The following is a 1,796-nucleotide window of genomic DNA, read 5'->3' on the forward strand; positions in this document are numbered from 1 at the left end:
GGTATAATTTCTAAAAACAGTCTTTATAAAAAATATAGGATTGTAATGAAAACAAAAATAAAATCGCTATGGAAACATCTGGATATTAAAAATGAAATCAGGAGAAATTCTATGAAAAAAATTATATATCTATTTCTTTTTTTATTTTGCTTTTCAGCATCCTATTCGTTGAATGACAGAAACATTCTTGTGATCCATTCCTACCATCATGGTTTGGGATGGGAGGATAATATTTCTGAGGGAATCAAGGACACCTTCGACTCTGAGGAGTTTGAGCTGTTTTTTGAATATCTAGACGGAAAAAGAAATTACGGTGAGGAGTATTTCAATAGTTTGGCACAGCTGTATAAGCAAAAAGCAAACTTAACAAATTTTGAAGCTATCATAGTCTGTGATAATATAGCTCTGGATTTTATAATTAAGTATGGCCCTGAATTTTTTCCGGGAGTACCAGTTGTCTTTTGCGGGATAAATAATTTCAATAAAGAGATGCTGGGAGATTATAAAAATGTAGCCGGTATTTTGGAAAATGCAGACCACAGAAAGAATGTAGAGCTGATTCTGAGTATTCATCCAGATGTAAAGAATATTTTGATAGTGAATGACAATACTGTAACTGGAAAAGCAGTGAGAGAAGAGCTGGAAAAAATAATTCCGGATTATGAGTCCAAAGTGAATATTGATATATATTCTGATTTTTCCATAGAAGAACTAAAAAACAAATTGCAAAATATAGGCTCTGATACAGTGATATATCTGCTTGTATTAAACAGAGACAACACAGGTAAGTTTATATCTTATAATGACGGATTAAAACTTGTAACTGAAGTATCTGATCATCCCATTTACGGAGCATGGGATTTTTATCTGGGCCGCGGAATCGTGGGAGGAAGCATCCTGAGCGGTTACGTGCAAGGGTTGGAGGCAGGAAGGCTTTTAAAAGATATAATAAACAGCAGAGACAAAGATTATGCAGGACAATTTAAAGACGGTGAAACAAAGTATATGTTTGACTACAATGAACTGGAAAAATTTGGTATATCAAAGTCCTCTCTGCCTAAGGGTAGTGTAATAGTCAACAGTCCTGTAAACCTTATTTATAAATACCATATGCAGATACTTTCTGTTACTTACCTGATTATTGTGATTTTAATAATAAATATTTTTTATAAGAAAAAAAATGAAAAGAAGCTGATAGCCATGGTCCATGAGAAGACCCTTCATTTGGAAAAAGCCAACCAGGAATTGGAGTGGATTTCAAATATTGACGGCCTTACCCAGCTGTATAACCGGAGATATTTTGATAAAAACCTGGAAGACCGATGGAGAGAGCTGGAGCGAAACGGATTCCCATTATCCATATTAATGATAGATGTGGATTATTTTAAGAAATACAATGATATTTACGGACATATGGCAGGAGACGAGTGCCTGAAGAAACTTTCAAGGGTATTTTTTAAAAGCGTGGGAAGACCTTTTGATACAGTGGCCCGGTATGGGGGAGAGGAATTTACCGTCTTGGTGAGTTCAGATGCCCGGGGAGCAGAGAAAATAGCAAAATGGATACTGGAAGAGGTGGAGAACCTGGGGATACCTCACGCCGGATCTCACAGAGGGATAGTCACTGTGAGTATAGGTATAGGGGTGGCGGTTCCCAACGACAAATTAAAGGCAGAAAAACTTTTGGATACATCAGATCAGGCTCTTTATGAGAGTAAGAACAAAGGAAGAAATCAATACACATTGAGATATTTAGAATTAAAACAATAATTTTTTAACTAGCAGGGGAGAGCCTA

The 1,796-nt window shown here is 36.0% G+C and carries 1 protein-coding gene; it reads left to right on the forward strand.

The window, feature by feature from the left end; translation table 11 throughout:
* Positions 1-111 precede the first annotated feature (111 nt).
* On the forward strand, positions 112-1,770 hold the full coding sequence (locus ABZA26_RS14280) for a diguanylate cyclase domain-containing protein (RefSeq protein ID WP_372715161.1): 1,659 nt from the start codon (positions 112-114) through the stop codon (positions 1,768-1,770).
* The last annotated feature ends 26 nt before the right edge of the window (positions 1,771-1,796 follow it).

It is taken from the genome of Ilyobacter sp. (genome assembly GCF_041583315.1).
Taxonomy (GTDB): Bacteria; Fusobacteriota; Fusobacteriia; order Fusobacteriales; family Fusobacteriaceae; genus Ilyobacter.

Excerpts from the sequence above, each read along its gene's own strand:
- ABZA26_RS14280 (WP_372715161.1), top strand. The coding sequence starts at position 112 with ATGAAAAAAATTATATATCTATTTCTTTTTTTATTTTGCTTTTCAGCA.